Raw genomic sequence first — 14,222 nt, 5'->3', positions numbered from 1 at the left:
CGCTTGCGCCGCCGCAGTGCAGCGGTGGCGCGGCGGCGAAGACGTCGATGTGTGGCGATCTTTGGAATCTTTCGTGGCCGGGATTTCGATCGGGATTGCGAATCGAATCGGGCGAGAATGGGTCTTGATTAAGTATTGAGAATCATTATCATCTCGATGCACCCCGTGGATGGAGTTCGACCATGACCGCTCAACCCGTGCTGTTGCGTCACCCCGAGACCCTGAGCCTGCGCGAGCGCACCGTGCCGCGCGCCGTGCCGGCCGAAGAAACCATCAGCAGCCAGGCGCTGCTCAAGGGCCGCCGCGAAGTGCTGATCCAGCACGGCGACCGCGTCTATCGTCTGCGCCACACCAGCAACGACAAGCTGATCCTGACCAAGTGATGCCCTCCGGCCGCCGCGCGCGGCCGGTCCCCCCGCCCGATCTGCCACCACCTGGCCCACGCCCCTGCGCGTCGGCCGCGGCCGCCTCGCAGTCGCGATCCTTCTCTCCCCCTCGGCCAGGCGCGGACCCCGCGCCGTGCCGGTCGAGGGTCTTCCGCGACCACCGATGCTCCCCATGTTCCGTACCGCCCCGCTCACCGGCGCGCTGTGGCTGGCCCTGGCCGCCGGCGCGCATGCCGCTCCCGCATCCGCCTCTGCCTCCGACGCTGACGCTGCCGCCAGTGCGGCGGCCGCCATCCGCGATTTCGATCGCCTGCAGGTCACTGCCACCCGCACCCAGCGCGCCATCGTCGACGTGCCCGGCAGCGTCGACGTGATCGACCGCGAACAGATGGACCGCACGTTGGTCCATGACCTGAAGGATCTGCTGCGCTACACGCCCGGCGTGTCCGCCACCGGCAACAGCGGCCGCTTCAGCGGCATCTCCGGCATCCGCATCCGTGGCCTGGACGGCAACCGCGTGCTGATCCAGACCGACGGCATCCCGGTCTCGGACACCTTCAGCTTCGGCAGCTACCTCAACGCCAACCGCAACTTCGTCGACATGGACACGCTCAAGCGCGTGGAGATCGTGCGCGGTCCGGCCAGCGCGCTGTACGGTTCGGATGCGCTGGGCGGGGTGGTCGCCTACGTCACCAAGGATCCGGCCGACTACCTGGCGCCGGGCAAGGACAGTTACGTCGGCCTGAAGTTCGGCTACGAGAGCGAGTGGAAGGGGTTGTTCGCCGGCGCGCTGGTCGCCTTCGGCGGCGACCGCTGGAGCGGCATGGCCGCGCTCAGCCATCGCCAGGGCCAGGAAAGCGAAACCCAGGGCGACAACCGCAGCATCGGCGCCGCCCGCACCGCGCCCAATCCGCTCAGCAGCGACGGCCGCAGCCTGCTCAGCAAGCTGGTCTACGCGCCCAGCGCCAATCAGCGCTTCAAGCTGACCGTGGAAGGCAACGAGGACTACTCGCGCATCGATGCGCTGAGCAACGTCACCGCCAGCATCCTGTCGCAGCGCGGCCGCGACCATCAGACCCGCGCCCGCGTGTCGCTGGCACACGAGGTGGACCAGCTCGACACGCTGCTCGCCGACGACCTGCAGTGGCAGCTGTACCGCCAGGATAGCCAGAGCCTGCAGCGCACCGACGAACGCCGCAGCAACGGCACGCTGCGGCACATGGAGCACGACTTCGACCAGCGCCTGTACGGACTGCAGGCGAATCTGCACAAGCGGGTCGATCAGGGGCGCATCGTGCACGACATCAGCTACGGCATCGACCTGTCGCACACCGACACCCACGAAAAACGCGACGGCCGCACGCTGAACCTGCGCACCGGCACGATCAGCAAGACCGTGGGCATGGAAACCTTCCCGGTCCGCGACTTCCCGATCACCGAGACGCGCAAGGCCGGCGCCTACCTGCAGGACGAGATCGCGCTGGCCGAGGGCCGCTTCAGCCTGACGCCTGCGCTGCGTGCCGACTATTACCGGCTGTCGCCGCAGGTCGATGCGATCTTCGCTACCGACAATCCCGGCGTGGCGGCGAAGAAGATCAGCGATCGCAACGTCTCGCCCAAGCTCGGCGCGATCTGGCGCCTGGACGACGCCTGGTCGTTGTACGCCAACTACGCGCACGGCTTCCGCGCGCCGCCCTACAACGACGTCAATATCGGCTTCACCAACCTGCTCATCGGCTACACCGCGATCGCCAATCCCGACCTGAAGCCGGAGACCAGTCGCGGCGCGGAGTTGGGCGTGCGCTACGCCGGTCCGGCGGTCTACGCCGGCCTGAGCGCCTACCGCAACGCCTATCGCGACTTCATCGAGTCCTACCGCTTCGTCGGCTTCAACGCCGACGGCTTGATGCTGTATCAATCGCGCAACGTCGACCGGGTGACCATCCGTGGCGTGGAGGCCAAGGCCGGTGTCGACGTCGGCGCACTCGATGCGCGCTGGGCTGGCTGGTCGCTGCAGGCCAGCGCGGCCTATGCGCGTGGCGACAACCGCACCGACGGCACGCCGCTCAATTCGGTGGATCCGCTGCGCGGCGTGCTCGGCCTGGGCTACGACCGCAACACCTGGGGCGCGCAACTGGTCGCCACCGCGGTGGCGAAGAAGCGCCGGCCGGAACTGCCGAGCTATTACACGCCGGCCGGCTACGCGACGCTGGACCTGCTCGCACACTGGCACTTCACCGAAGGCGCGCGGCTCGACGTCGGCGTGTTCAACCTGGCCGACCGCCGCTACATCGACTGGAACATGCTGCCCGGCGCGACCCTGGCCCGCAGCAGCGTGCTCGACCGCTACACCGGCGCCGGGCGCAACGTCTCGGTCAGCCTGGCGCTGGACTGGTAGCCCTACATGCGCATCGCTGCGCCAGCGCGTACCGGCCCGGAGCGGATCGCCGCGCCGCTGCCGCGCCCGGCGCAGCTGGCCGCACTGGGCACGGTGTTGTGTCTGTACCGCGCCCACACCGGCGCCGAACTGATCGGCTGGCGCCACGCCTGCAGCGTGGCCGCGCACCTGGATGTGGACAGCGATGGCGTGCTGGAGAGCCTGCGCTTCTACGATCGCCAGCAGCAGTGCTGCTGGCGCCTGTACCTGCTGCCCGACAGCGATTTCGTCGCCTGGGACATGCTGCTGTCGGCGCTGCCCGCGGCGCAGGATGCCGCCGACGGCGGCGTCGCCGAGCGGCTGTGGCGGCGTGTCGCCGGGCGCCTGCGCGGCGATGGCTGGCATGCGCGGGCGCTGCGCCTGCACGCGGCCGATGGCGTGCTGGCGGCCAGCGTCGCCGGCGTGTCGCCGCTCGGTGCCAGCATCGCCCGCCGCATCGCGCGCCTGGAGGCGGCCGAGGGCGATGTGCTGGTCGACGACTGCTGTTGCGCCCGCGCCGGACGCCCTGCGCCGCGCCCCGATCCCGAGCGGCCGTGGCCGCTGCTGCGGTTGTGAGCGGCCGCTGGCGTTTCCTCGTTTCCCATCAACCAAGACACCTCTCTCGATGAAGAAAGCTCCGCCCCTGCTCTGCACCCTGCTGCTTGCTGGCAGCCTCCCCGTCCACGCCGAGAGCGCCGACACGGCGCGCGACCGTGCCAGCATCCTGGCGATGCAGGGCGAGTACACGGTGGCGTTCGCCTTCGACGAGACCGTGCTGCTGCAACCCGGCTACGCGCGCGCCGCGCCAATGCGCAGCGGTGGCGACGAAGTGGTCATCGTGGTCGAGGACAGTCCGCGCAAGGTGGTGCTGCAGCATCTGCTGGTGGAGCCCAAGAGCGGGCACGTGACCAAGCACTGGCGCCAGGACTGGATCTACGAGGCGCCGCAGCGCTTCGAGTTCAGCGCCGACCAGACCTGGCAGGTGCGTCCGCTCGACGCCGCGACCACCCGTGGCGCCTGGACCCAGTGCGTGTACGAGGTCAGCGACGCGCCGCGCTACTGCGGCACCGGGCGCTGGGACTACGCCGATGGCCATCCGACCTGGACCAGCGACCTGAGCTGGCGTCCGTTGCCGCGCCGCGAGTACACCAAGCGCAGCGACTACAACGCGCTGGCGGTGGTCAACCGGCACACGCTGACCCCGGCCGGTTGGACCCACGAGCAGTTCAACACCAAGGTGCTGCGCAAGCCCGATGGCAGCCAGCAGGCCATCGCCCGCGAGTTCGGCTTCAACGACTACGTCAAGACCACGGCCGTCGACTTCGCCCCGGCCTACACCTACTGGAAGGCGACCCAGGGTTACTGGGCCAGGGTGCGCGCGCGCTGGGACGGCCTGCTCGGCAAGCCGCCGGGCGTGCAGCTGAAGACCAAGGTCGATGGCATGGCGATCATCGTGCCGCTGTTCGCGCAGGCCGAGGCGGTGCAACAGGGCAAGCCGGTCAGCGATGCGCAACTCGATGCGGTGTTCGCACAATGGACGGCGCCGGCGCCGGCCGCGCGCTGAGGCCAGTGCCGGCAACACAGCCAGGGTGGGGAAGGCGGCCGGGATGGCGTCTTCCCCTTTTTCTTGCGCGTGTCGCGTTCTTTCGAGACACCTTTCCGAGGCGCGACACGCGTTGCGGCCATTGTCGCCACGGACTGCCGTCGAGCGCCGGCGGCGACAGCATCACATGTCGCGCTCCTCCAATCCCCACTCCCGATTCCCCACTCCCGGCTCCTTCACTGCTCGCGCAGTGCCAGCGCCGGCGGCGTGCGCAGGATGCGGCGGGTGCCGGACCAGCCGGCTAGCAGGCTCAGCGCCACGCCACCGAGGCCGCCGAGCAGCAGCGCCGGCCACGGCGGCGACAGCGCGAGGTCGAAGGCCTGCCTGGCCACCACCACGCCGATGATCGCCGCCGCGCCGACCGCGAGGATCGCGGCGAGCAGGCCGAGCGCGCCGAACTCCACCAGCACCGCGCCGCGCAACTGCCCGCGTCGCGCGCCCAGGGTGCGCAGCACTGCGCTGTCGTAACGACGCTCGCCGGCGGTGGCCTGCAGGGCGGCCAGCAGCACCAGTGCGCCGGCCAGCAGGCTGAAGCCCATCACCAGTTGCACCGCCTGGGCGACGCGGTCGATGACCTCGCGCACCCGCTGCAGGATTGCGTCGATGTCCAGCAGCGACACGTTCGGATAGGCGCGGCTGAGCCCGCTCAGTTGCGCGGCCGAGGCGCGCGGCAGGTGGAAGGCGGAGATCAGGTTGTACGGCGCGTCCTGCACTGCGCCGGCGTTGAGCAGCAGGAAGAAGTTGACCCGGAACGAATCCCAGTCGGCCTTGCGCACATTGGTGACGGTGAAGCTGCGCTGCTGGTCGCCGAGCAGCAGGGTGATGCGGTCGCCGAGCTTGAGCCCGTAACGCTGCGCCCAGCCTTCTTCCACCGAGGCCTCGGCGGCGGTGCTGTCGGCGGCCCAGAAGCGTCCGGACAGCAGCCGGTTGGCAGCGGGGAATTCGTGCCGCCAGGAGAAGTTGATCGGCCGGTCGCTGCCATCGCCATCGTCCTCCGGCCCCTGCTCGCGGCGCTGCGGCGGCTTGCCGTTGATCGCCACCAGCTTGCCGGTGCTGAACGGCTCGACCTCCGCATCGGCGACACCGAGCGTGCGCAAGGTGCCGAGCACCTGCTCGGCCTGATCGGGCTGGATGTTCATCAGGAAGTAGTTCGGCGTGTCCGCCGGCAGCCGGTCGCGCCACTGCCCGAGCAGGCCGGGGCCGATCACCGCCAGCAACAGCAGGGCGCACAGCGACAGCGACAGGCCCACCAGTTGCACCACGCTCAGTGCGCGGCGCCGGGTCAGCGCCGCCAGGCCCAGTTTCCAAGGCCCGCGCAGCTGTCCCTGCAGTCGCCGCAATACCGCCAGCAGCACGCCGCCGACCGCCGCGGCCAGCGCCGCCAGCAGGGTCAGGACGCCCAGCACCCAGGCCGCCAGCACGCCGTCGCCGGTGGCATAGACCGCCAGCACCACGGTGGCGACCAGGGCGGCGGCGTAGACCAGCAGCGAGGTTGGCGGCAGTGCGGCGAAGCTGCGGTTGAGCACGCGCATCGGCGGCACGTCGCGCAGGCGCAGCAGCGGCGGCAGGCCGAAGCCGAGCAGCAGCAACAGGCCGATGCCGGCGCCGGCCAGCGCCGGTGTCGCCTGCGGCAGCGGCAGGCGGTCGGGAATCAGGCTGCCCAGCGCTTCGACCAGGCCGACCTGGGCCAGCATGCCCAGGCCCACGCCGAGTGCGCAGGCGGGGATCGCCAGCAGCAGCAACTGCACCGCCAGCGCACCGAGGATGTCGCGTTGGCACGCGCCCAGGCAACGCAAGACCGCGACCTGGTCGATGCGACGCAGGGCGAAGCGGTTGGCGGCCAGCGCGGTGGCGACGCCGGCCAGCAGCACCGCCAGCAACGCGGCCAGGGCCAGGAAGCGCCCGGCGCGGTCGAAGGCGCCACGTACGCCGCGCTGGGTGTCCTCGATGCCGACCAGGCGGTAGGCCTTGGCGCGTGGCGCCAGCCATTCGCGCAGGGCGGCGATCTCGCCGGGCGCACCGGCGAACATCAGTCGATAGGAAGCGCGGCTGCCGGGGCCGAGCAGACCGGCGGCATCGACGTCGGCGCGGTTCACCAGCAGCGGCGGCGACAACTGCATCAGCTCCCCGGAGGCATCCGGTTCGGCGCGCAGCACCCGGGTCACGCGCAGCGTGCCGGCGCCGAACTCCAGCGCATCGCCGAGCTTCAGCCCCAGCGCCTCGAGCAGGCGCGGATCGGCATACGCTTCGCCGCGCGGCGGCGGACCGGCGCGTTCGCTGCCGGCGCCGACGGTGTCGCGCGCGACCAGCAACGCGCCGCGCAGCGGATAGCCCGCGCCCACCGCCTTGATGTTGGCCATCTGGCTGGCGTCGCCATGGAACAGCACGCTGGGGAAACTGACCATGCGCGTACTGCGCAGCCCGCGCCGTTGCGCTTCCTCGGCGAAGGCGGCGGGGATGTCCTGGCGCCCGCTGACGCCGAGGTCGCCGCCGATCACCTCGGCGGCGCTGCCGGTCAGCGCCAGGGTCACCCGGTCGACCAGGGTGCCGACCGCGGTCATCACCGCCACGCCCAGCACCAGCGCGGCGAACACGGTCAGCAGATCGCCGGCGAACAGCTCGCGGCGCAGTGCGCGCGCGGCATGGCGCAGTACGTTCATGCGGCATCCGCCGCGTCGGCGGCGCGCAGGCGGCCGCCGTCGAGCCGGTAGCGGTGTTCGCAGCGCTGCGCCAGGCGCATGTCGTGGGTGACCAGCACCAGGGTGGTGTCGCTGCCTTCGTTGAGCGCGAACAGCAGGTCGCTGATCTGTTGCCCGGTGGCCTGGTCGAGGCTGCCGGTGGGCTCGTCGGCGAAGAGGATCCGCGGCCGCGCCACGAACGCGCGCGCCAGCGCCACGCGCTGCTGCTCGCCGCCGGACAGTTGCCGCGGGTAGTGCCGCGCCCGCGCGCTCAGCCCGACCGCCTCCAGTACCTCGCGCACCCGCGCCGGATCCTCGCGTCCGGCCAACTCCAGCGGCAGCGCGATGTTTTCCGCCGCGGTCAGCGACGGCAGCAGATGGAAACTCTGGAACACGAAGCCGACCTCGCGTGCGCGCAGCGCGGCGCGCGCTTCCTCGTCCAATGCGTTGAGCGACTGCCCGGCCAGCACGATCTCGCCGCGCGTGGGCAGGTCGAGGCCGGCCAGCAGGCCGAGCAGGGTGGTCTTGCCGGAGCCGGAGGCGCCGACGATGGCGACGCTGTCGCCTTCACCGATGGTCAATCCGACCTTGTCGAGAATGTGGACCGTACCCTCCGGTCCGCTGACGGATTTGCCGACATCGCGTACGTCGATGGCGATGCTGGCGCGAAGCGTGGGGGCCTGACTGTCGATGAGGGAATCTCCAATGCGTGGCGACGAGACGAGAAGCAAGCGGGCCTGGATGCGCCGCGCCTGGCTGCTGCTGGCATGGTGGGTGCTGCTGCCCGCCATCGCCTGTGCCAAAGGTGCGACGGGGCCGGTGCTGGTGCTCGGCGACAGCCTCAGCGCGGCGCACAACATCCCGGTGCAGTCCGGCTGGGTGGCCTTGCTGGACAAGCGCCTGCAGCAACAGATGCGGGCGCCACCGGCGGTGGTCAATGCCAGCATCAGCGGCGAGACCTCCTCCGGCGCGCTGACCCGCCTGCCGGCGCTGCTGCAGAAGCACCGGCCGTCGGTGGTGGTCATCGAACTCGGCGGCAACGACGCGTTGCGCGGGCTGAGCCCGGCCGAACTGCGCGGCAACCTGGAGAAGATGATCGTGCTCAGCCGTGACGCCGGCGCGAAGGTGCTGTTGCTGGGCATCGACGTGCCGCCGAACTACGGCCCGGGCTACCGCCAGCGCCTGCGCGCGGTCTACGCGGACCTGGCGAAGCAGTACCGGACCGGCCTGCTGCCGTTCCTGCTGGAGGGCGTGGCGCTGAACCCGGCGCTGATGCAGGGCGATGGCCTGCACCCCACCGCGGCGGCCCAGCCCAAGGTGCTGGACAATGTCTGGCCTCAGCTCAAGCCATTGATCGCGCAGTAGTTTTTTTGTTGCTCAGGCAGATGAAGCGGCCTTCACGCCACCACCACCGCCCATCCGGCATGTTTCACAAAGCTGAAGACTGAGGAAGCGTTATGCGTCAGACCAAGGAAACATCCGGGCTCGTGCTGGTCGTGGAGGACAACCGCAATATTTCCGAGATGATCGGCGAGTACCTGGAAGGCCGCGGGTTCGAAGTGGATTACGCCTGCGACGGCCTGGACGGCTACCGCCTGGCGGCGGAGAACAGCTACGACGTGGTGGTGCTGGACCTGATGCTGCCGCGTCTGGACGGCATCGAAGTGTGCCGCCGCCTGCGCAACGACGCGCGCAAGTCGACCCCGGTGCTGATGCTGACCGCGCGCGACACGCTCGACGACAAGCTCACCGGCCTGGGCTTCGGTGCCGACGACTACCTGACCAAGCCGTTCGCGATCCAGGAACTGGAAGCCCGCCTGCGCGCGCTGATCCGCCGCGAGCGCCGCCAGGTCGGCTCGGAAGTGCTGAAGGTGGCCGACCTGGTGCTGGATCCGGTGAGCATGCGCGCCACCCGCGCCGGCACCGAGTTGCAGCTGTCGCCGATCGGCCTGCGCCTGCTGACCATCCTGATGCGCGAATCGCCGCGCGTGGTCACCCGCCAGGAGATCGAGCGCGAGATCTGGGGCAACGGCCTGCCGGACTCGGACACCCTGCGCAGCCACCTGTACAACCTGCGCAAGATCATCGACAAGCCGTTCGACCGCCCGCTGCTGCACACCGTGCAGAGCGCCGGCTACCGCATCGCCGACATCGCCCAGCCGATGAGCTGAGGCAACGCCCGATCGTGGACCCCGCAGCGGCCCCTGTGAACGGGGCCGCTTGCACGAAAGGCTCACGATCGGCCTTCCTATAATCGCGGCAACGATCACGGATGCCGTATGCCGCACGGGTTGCCGCGCAAACTTCGCCTCGCCCTGATCGCCCGCATCGTGTTTGCGGGCTGTGTGGTCACGCTTGCCAGTTATCTGGTGGTCGCGATCGTGCAGCACTCGCTGGTCGGCTCGATCCTGAAGCAGGAGGCGCGCTACTACTGGCGCCTGCGCGCGCAGCTGCCGCAGCAGCCGCCGCCCAACAGCCACAGCCTGCGCGGTTATCTGGTGCCGGCCGGGCAATCCGATGCGGCGGTGCCTGCCGACCTGCGCGGGTTGGCGCCTGGTCTGCACGAGGATCGCCCCGGCGGCGAGATGGTGCTGGTCGACCAGACCGAGAGCGGGCGCCTGTACCTGGTGTTTTTGCGCGCACCGGCGCAGCGGCTGGCGTTCTGGTTCGGCGTGGTGCCGACGTTGCTCACCCTGATCGCGGTGCTGGTGGTGGCCTGGCTGACCTGGCGGGTGTCGCGGCGCTTGCTGTCGCCGATGAACTGGCTGGCGCGGCGGGTCTCGCGCTGGGATCCGCGGCATCCAGCCGCCGCCGAACTGGCCCCGGAAAACCTGCCGGCCGACGTACAGGGCGAGGCGCGGCAACTGGCCGCCGCCCTGCATGCGCTGGCCCTGCGCGTCACCGACCACGTCGCCCGCGAACGCAACTTCACCCGCGATGCCAGCCACGAGCTGCGCACCCCGCTGACGGTGATCCGCGTGGCCACCGACATCGCCATGACCGAGCAGGAACTGCCGCCGCGCCTGCACCGCAGCCTGCAGCGCATCCAACGCGCCGGCCGCGACATGGAGGCGGTGATCGACGCCTTCCTCATCCTGGCGCGGGAAGCGGACGTGGTGCCGCAGAGCGAACTCTTCGAGATCGCCGACGTGGTCGAGTACGAGGCCGAGAACGCGCGCGAACTGCTGATCGGCAAGCCGGTGACCCTGAGCGTGCGCGTGCTGGCCTCGGCGACATTGCATGCGCCGCCACGCGTGCTGCACGTGGTGGTCAGCAACCTGCTGCGCAACGCCTGCAGCTACACCGACGCCGGGCGCATCGAGGTCGAGGTCGAGGCCGACCGCATCCGCATCCGCGACACCGGCATTGGCATGTCCGAGGACGCTTTGCGGCACGCCTTCGAGCCGTTCTTCCGTGCCGAGCCGGAGCGCCCGCAAGGCACCGGGCTGGGCCTGTCGATCGTGCGCCGGCTGTGCGACCGTTTCGGTTGGCAGGTGGCCCTGGAGAGCACCGAGGGCGGCGGCATTCTTGCGACCGTGCGGTTCCCGCCGGTCACGTGAGCGCCCGCGCACGGCGGCGCGGGCGCGTCACGGTTCAATCCTTCAGGTACGGACGCAGGGTGTCGCGCCACAGCGCGTAGCCGGCCGCGTTCATGTGCAGCTTGTCCGGTCCGAACAGCTCGGCGCGCGGCTGCCCGTCGGCACCCAGCATCGGCGTGTACACGTCGACGAACTGCACCTGCTTCAGGCTTGCGGCGGCCTTGCGGATCAGCGCGTTGGCCTCGGCCATCTTCGGCATCAGCGCCGCGCGCGAGGGGCTGGGCTTGATCGACAGATAGACGATGCGGGTCTTGGGCAGGTCGCGGTGCACGCGGGTCACGAAGGCCACGAAGTCGTCGCGCACCTGCTGCGGGCTGCGGCCGCTGTTGAGGTCGTTGTCGCCGGCGTAGAACACGATCAGGCGTGGCTTGTACGGCACCACGATGCGGTCGGCATACCAGGTACTGTCGCGGATCTCCGAGCCGCCGAAGCCGCGGTTGAGCGTCTGCACGCCCGGAAAATCCGTGGCCAGCGAGGTCCAGAAGCGGATCGAGGAACTGCCGACGAACAGCACGCCACCGGGTTTGACCGGATGCGCGGCATCGTCCTTGGCGAAACGCGCCATGTCCTCTTCCCAGGCGGCATTGGAGACCTGATCGGGCACGCTGGGCGGCGGGGGTGGGGTGAGCGCCAGCGCCGGCGACAGGCCCAGCAGGGACAGACTGAACAGACTCAGGGCGAGCAGCGGTGCGCGCAGCGGCGAACGGGGCATGACGCCTCCTCGAAGCAAGGGGATCGGCGATGGTGCCGCAGGCACGACATGCAGGCAAATCCGCGGCGATGCCGGCGGTGCTGCGGGGCTTGTGGCAAAATTGCCGCCTATCCCGCTGCGCCTTGCCCATGACCGATTCCTTCCGGCCGTCGTCGTCGCGTCCCCGTTCGCTGGGGCGGGGCTGAGCCGTGGCCGACCAGTTCGGGCATCTGCCGCGTGGACCGCGCCGCATGCTGATGGCGGCACGCTGGTCCTGGCAGGGGCTGCGCGCGGCTTGGCTGCACGAATCCTCCTTCCGCCTGGAGGTGTGCCTGTTCCTGATCTTGGCGCCGCTGGCGCTGTGGCTGGGGCAGGGGCCGGTGCAGCAGGTGCTGATGATCGGCTCGCTGCTGCTGGTGCTGGCGGTGGAACTGCTCAATTCGGCGATCGAAGCGGTGATCGAACGCTACGGCCCCGAGCATCACGAATTGGCTGGGCGCGCCAAGGACATGGGCTCGGCCGCGGTCTTCGTGATGCTGGCCAACGTGGTGCTGTGCTGGGGCCTGATCCTGCTGCCGCGCCTGCTGTGATCGCCGCCCGTTTCTTCTTCCGTTAAAGGATCCGACGCCATGGCCCTCGAGTTTCTCGCCGACCCCAACACCTGGCTGACGCTGTTGACGCTGAGTGCGTTGGAGATCGTGCTGGGCATCGACAACCTGGTGTTCATCTCCATCGCCGTGGGCAAACTGCCGGAAGCGCAGCGCCCGGCCGCGCGCAAGTTCGGCATCGCGGTGGCGTGCCTGACCCGCATCGCGCTGCTGGTGTCGCTGGCGTTCCTGGCGCGCATGCAGGGCGAGCTGTTCAGCGTCGCCGGCATGGGCATCTCGATCCGCGACCTGGTGCTGATCGTCGGCGGCCTGTTCCTGCTGGTGAAGGGCACGATGGAGATCCGCGAGCTGATCACCGGCGGCGAAGACGAAGACCCCACCACCAGCAAGGCCTCGGGCGTGTTCTGGATGGTGATCGCGCAGATCGCGGTGATCGACATCGTGTTCTCGCTGGATTCGGTGATCACCGCGGTGGGCATGGCCCAGCACATCCCGGTGATGATCGCCGCGGTGCTGCTGGCGGTGGCGGTGATGCTGCTGGCGGCCAACCCGCTGGGCCGCTTCATCGACGCCAACCCGACGGTGAAGATGCTGGCGCTGGCCTTCATCCTGATGATCGGCGTGGTGCTGATCCTGGACGGCCTGGACGTGCACGTGCCCAAGCCCTACATCTACGCGGCGATGGGCTTCTCGGTGCTGGTGGAGTGGCTGAACCTGCTGATGCGCCGGCGCGCCGCCGCGCACCAGGTGCCCGGCGCCGGCAAGTGGTGAGCCACCACTGAGATCGGCTGCGTTTTCACCGGCGGCGTGGCAAGCTGCGCGCAGTCATCCGCCGGAGTCCTCGCATGCGCCTGTTGTCCCGCTCCCTGTTTCTGGCCGCGCTGGCGGTGTTGCTGTCCGGCTGCGGCTACAACGCGATCCAGCAGAAGGACCAGGCGGTCAAGGCCGGCTGGTCGGAAGTGCTGAACCAGTACAAGCGCCGCGCCGACCTGGTGCCGAACCTGGTCAACACGGTCAAGGGCTATGCGGACCAGGAGCGGCAGGTGTTGACCGACGTGACCAATGCCCGTGCCCGCGTCGGCCAGGTGCAGGTCAATGCCGACGATGCCGCCTCGCTGCAGCAGTTCCAGCAGGCGCAGGGCCAGTTGTCCAGCGCGCTGTCGCGGTTGCTAGTGGTCAGCGAGAACTACCCGAACCTGAAATCCGACCAGGCCTTCCGCGATCTGCAGGCGCAGCTGGAAGGCACCGAAAACCGCATCACCGTGGCGCGCGGCCGCTACATCCAGGCGGTGCAGGACTACAACACCTACATCCTGTCCTTCCCGCAGGTGCTCACCGCCAAGATGTTCGGCTACAAGGAGAAGCCCAACTTCTCGGTGGAGAACGAAGCGCAGATTTCCGAGGCGCCGGCGGTGAACTTCGGCGGTCAGCCCGCGTCCGCGCCGCAGCAGCCGCAACAGCCGGCGCCGGCGCACTAAGCGCCGCCGTGGGCCGGCGTGACCGTGCGTTCCACATTCGTGGTGGCTGAGCGCGCTGTCGCATCGGCGGCGTCGCGTGGCGCCGCTCGCTGCACATCTTGCCGCCGGCTCGCCGGCGTCTGGCTGGTGCTGCTGCTGGCGTTGCTGCCCTGGCTGGCCTGGGCGCAGGCCGAGGCGCCGATCCCGCCGCTGGATGCGCCGGTGGTCGACACCACCGGCACGCTGACGCCGAACCAGCGCCTGGAACTGGACCGGCAGGCGGTGCAACTGCAGCAACGCAAGGGCAGCCAGTTGCAGGTCCTGGTGGTGTCCAGCACCGCGCCCGAGAGCATCGAGCAATACACCCAGCGCGTGTTCGACCAGTGGAAGCTCGGCCGCAAGGGCGTGGACGACGGCGTCCTGCTGGTGGTGGCCAAGGACGACCGGCGCGTGCGCATCCAGCCCGGCTATGGCCTGGAAGGCGCGATTCCCGACGCCACCGCCAACCGCATCATCCAGGAGTACCTGGTGCCGCGCTTCCGCGCCGGCGACTACAGTGGCGGGATTTCCGAAGCGACCGCGATGCTGGTCAAGCTGATCGACGGCGAAGCGTTGCCGGCGCCGGTCAGCGCGCACGCCTCGGCCTCGCGCGGCGGCGGCCTGGGATTCGGTTTCTTCGCCGGCCTGTTCGCGGCGCTGGTCGCGCAGGTGCTGTTCGCGCGGCTGTCGCGCCCGGTGCGCGGCGTGCTGAGCGGCGTGGTCGGCGGCGGCGTCGGTCTGCTGG

The 14,222-nt window shown here is 69.8% G+C and carries 14 protein-coding genes; 11 read left to right on the top strand and 3 right to left on the bottom strand.

What is annotated here, in order from left to right:
* Nucleotides 1-182: 182 nt before the first annotated feature.
* From CEK65_RS00070 to CEK65_RS00055, 4 genes are all read left to right on the top strand, one after another.
* Nucleotides 183-383, top strand: a complete 201-nt coding sequence (locus CEK65_RS00070; protein ID WP_017907561.1) for a hemin uptake protein HemP — start codon at nt 183-185, stop codon at nt 381-383.
* A gap of 175 nt (nt 384-558) precedes the next feature.
* Nucleotides 559-2,784 carry a TonB-dependent hemoglobin/transferrin/lactoferrin family receptor gene (locus CEK65_RS00065; RefSeq protein WP_152180362.1) on the top strand — a complete coding sequence of 742 codons (2,226 nt, stop codon included), beginning with the start codon at nt 559-561 and terminating at the stop codon, nt 2,782-2,784.
* Nucleotides 2,785-2,790: 6 nt separating this feature from the next.
* On the top strand, nt 2,791-3,378 hold the full coding sequence (locus CEK65_RS00060) for a hypothetical protein (RefSeq protein WP_043093125.1): 588 nt from the start codon (nt 2,791-2,793) through the stop codon (nt 3,376-3,378).
* 49 nt (nt 3,379-3,427) lie between these two features.
* Nucleotides 3,428-4,366 carry a DUF6607 family protein gene (locus CEK65_RS00055; RefSeq protein WP_152180361.1) on the top strand — a complete coding sequence of 313 codons (939 nt, stop codon included), beginning with the start codon at nt 3,428-3,430 and terminating at the stop codon, nt 4,364-4,366.
* Nucleotides 4,367-4,581: 215 nt separating this feature from the next.
* Here the strand turns inward: CEK65_RS00055 and CEK65_RS00050 are convergent, their stop codons facing one another.
* Nucleotides 4,582-7,065 carry an FtsX-like permease family protein gene (locus CEK65_RS00050; protein ID WP_152180360.1) on the bottom strand — a complete coding sequence of 828 codons (2,484 nt, stop codon included), beginning with the start codon at nt 7,063-7,065 and terminating at the stop codon, nt 4,582-4,584.
* Nucleotides 7,062-7,664, bottom strand: coding sequence for an ATP-binding cassette domain-containing protein (locus tag CEK65_RS00045; protein WP_152180359.1), 603 nt, complete (start codon nt 7,662-7,664; stop codon nt 7,062-7,064). The genes CEK65_RS00050 and CEK65_RS00045 overlap by 4 nt, the downstream gene beginning before the upstream one ends.
* Before the next feature lie 160 nt (nt 7,665-7,824).
* Here CEK65_RS00045 and CEK65_RS00040 point away from each other — a divergent pair, with 160 nt between their 5' ends.
* The 3 genes from CEK65_RS00040 to CEK65_RS00030 all read left to right on the top strand — a co-directional run bounded on the left by CEK65_RS00040 (nt 7,825) and on the right by CEK65_RS00030 (nt 10,643).
* Nucleotides 7,825-8,448: an arylesterase gene (locus CEK65_RS00040; protein ID WP_223875657.1), complete on the top strand. Its 624-nt coding sequence runs from the start codon at nt 7,825-7,827 to the stop codon at nt 8,446-8,448.
* A gap of 92 nt (nt 8,449-8,540) precedes the next feature.
* Nucleotides 8,541-9,254 (top strand): response regulator transcription factor, encoded by a 714-nt coding sequence (locus CEK65_RS00035; protein WP_003481607.1) that lies wholly within the window; start codon nt 8,541-8,543, stop codon nt 9,252-9,254.
* A 108-nt stretch (nt 9,255-9,362) separates the two neighbouring features.
* Entirely contained in the window at nt 9,363-10,643 is a 1,281-nt protein-coding gene (locus tag CEK65_RS00030; RefSeq protein ID WP_152180358.1) for a HAMP domain-containing sensor histidine kinase, read from the top strand.
* Nucleotides 10,644-10,677: 34 nt separating this feature from the next.
* Here the strand turns inward: CEK65_RS00030 and CEK65_RS00025 are convergent, their stop codons facing one another.
* Nucleotides 10,678-11,394, bottom strand: a complete 717-nt coding sequence (locus tag CEK65_RS00025) for an SGNH/GDSL hydrolase family protein (protein ID WP_152180357.1) — start codon at nt 11,392-11,394, stop codon at nt 10,678-10,680.
* A 188-nt stretch (nt 11,395-11,582) separates the two neighbouring features.
* Here CEK65_RS00025 and CEK65_RS00020 point away from each other — a divergent pair, with 188 nt between their 5' ends.
* The 4 genes from CEK65_RS00020 to CEK65_RS00005 all read left to right on the top strand — a co-directional run.
* Nucleotides 11,583-11,963, top strand: coding sequence for a diacylglycerol kinase (locus CEK65_RS00020; protein ID WP_010342212.1), 381 nt, complete (start codon nt 11,583-11,585; stop codon nt 11,961-11,963).
* Between the two features lie 39 nt (nt 11,964-12,002).
* Nucleotides 12,003-12,752, top strand: coding sequence for a TerC family protein (locus tag CEK65_RS00015; protein ID WP_010342213.1), 750 nt, complete (start codon nt 12,003-12,005; stop codon nt 12,750-12,752).
* Between the two features lie 74 nt (nt 12,753-12,826).
* Nucleotides 12,827-13,459: a LemA family protein gene (locus tag CEK65_RS00010; protein WP_043093112.1), complete on the top strand. Its 633-nt coding sequence runs from the start codon at nt 12,827-12,829 to the stop codon at nt 13,457-13,459.
* Nucleotides 13,460-13,585: 126 nt separating this feature from the next.
* Nucleotides 13,586-14,222 (top strand): TPM domain-containing protein (locus CEK65_RS00005; protein ID WP_226980415.1); only part of this gene is annotated, 637 nt, incomplete at its 3' end.

This window comes from Xanthomonas sp. LMG 12459 (genome assembly GCF_009192905.1).
GTDB lineage: Bacteria > Pseudomonadota > Gammaproteobacteria > Xanthomonadales > Xanthomonadaceae > Xanthomonas_A > Xanthomonas_A sontii.
This window is presented reverse-complemented; position numbering and strand designations above follow the sequence as displayed.

Bases quoted from the DNA above. Each gene is read 5' to 3' on its own strand.
- CEK65_RS00070 (WP_017907561.1), top strand. From the start codon at position 183: ATGACCGCTCAACCCGTGCTGTTGCGTCACCCCGAGACCCTGAGCCTG.
- CEK65_RS00065 (WP_152180362.1), top strand. From the start codon at position 559: ATGTTCCGTACCGCCCCGCTCACCGGCGCGCTGTGGCTGGCCCTGGCC.
- CEK65_RS00060 (WP_043093125.1), top strand. From the start codon at position 2,791: ATGCGCATCGCTGCGCCAGCGCGTACCGGCCCGGAGCGGATCGCCGCG.
- CEK65_RS00055 (WP_152180361.1), top strand. From the start codon at position 3,428: ATGAAGAAAGCTCCGCCCCTGCTCTGCACCCTGCTGCTTGCTGGCAGC.
- CEK65_RS00050 (WP_152180360.1), bottom strand. From the start codon at position 7,065: ATGAACGTACTGCGCCATGCCGCGCGCGCACTGCGCCGCGAGCTGTTC.
- CEK65_RS00040 (WP_223875657.1), top strand. From the start codon at position 7,825: ATGCGCCGCGCCTGGCTGCTGCTGGCATGGTGGGTGCTGCTGCCCGCC.
- CEK65_RS00035 (WP_003481607.1), top strand. From the start codon at position 8,541: ATGCGTCAGACCAAGGAAACATCCGGGCTCGTGCTGGTCGTGGAGGAC.
- CEK65_RS00030 (WP_152180358.1), top strand. From the start codon at position 9,363: ATGCCGCACGGGTTGCCGCGCAAACTTCGCCTCGCCCTGATCGCCCGC.
- CEK65_RS00025 (WP_152180357.1), bottom strand. From the start codon at position 11,394: ATGCCCCGTTCGCCGCTGCGCGCACCGCTGCTCGCCCTGAGTCTGTTC.
- CEK65_RS00015 (WP_010342213.1), top strand. From the start codon at position 12,003: ATGGCCCTCGAGTTTCTCGCCGACCCCAACACCTGGCTGACGCTGTTG.
- CEK65_RS00010 (WP_043093112.1), top strand. From the start codon at position 12,827: ATGCGCCTGTTGTCCCGCTCCCTGTTTCTGGCCGCGCTGGCGGTGTTG.